Annotated in this window: 1 protein-coding gene; it reads left to right on the forward strand. The window is 55.6% G+C overall.

Features of this window, described 5'->3' with window-relative positions; translation table 11 throughout:
* A partial coding sequence (locus C487_RS09545) for a DUF7437 domain-containing protein (RefSeq protein ID WP_152422496.1) occupies positions 1 to 325 on the forward strand: 325 nt, incomplete at its 5' end.
* Positions 326 to 554 lie beyond the last annotated feature (229 nt).

Below are 554 nucleotides of genomic sequence, written 5' to 3' on the forward strand. Positions count from 1 at the left end.
CCTGCATGCGCTTGCACTCCAGGAGGTTGACGACGACATCGACTACTTCTTGGACCGTTACGGAACTGGAAAACTCATCGCTGCACTAAGGGGTGCAGGGCTCCATTTCGCGGGGAAGACAACCCAGCGAATGGTCGCCACCGATATCGATGTTCGGGAGACTGAGGCGATGATGATCATCTATGCGCTTCAGCCTGCACTCGCTGTTGGGAGAGAACATGACCCGTTCTTCGAGTATCTGTTTCCCGATGTCGCCGACCAGATGGAGCTTCCTGATCTTGACGGCGCAGATGGTGCCCCAGCGAAGTCAGAGCCGCACGAGTGAGTCCGTTCGATGGGTCACGCAAATCCACTATCGGCTGAGAAGGATGTCCTTGTCGATGCGAACATCTTCTTCGCGATCGGTCACCCTACCAACCCACAATACGCACGATTTAGGAGTGCTGTCCGTAACGCGGGCGTTGTGGTGAAACTTCCCCAGCGGAGCGTGTCATAGAATCCAACTCATAGCTTGAGCATCTCACGTCCTGGATCGTGTCCTCGCTCGTAGTTGG

The sequence above is a fragment of the Natrinema pallidum DSM 3751 genome, from assembly GCF_000337615.1.
Classification (GTDB): Archaea; Halobacteriota; Halobacteria; order Halobacteriales; family Natrialbaceae; genus Natrinema; species Natrinema pallidum.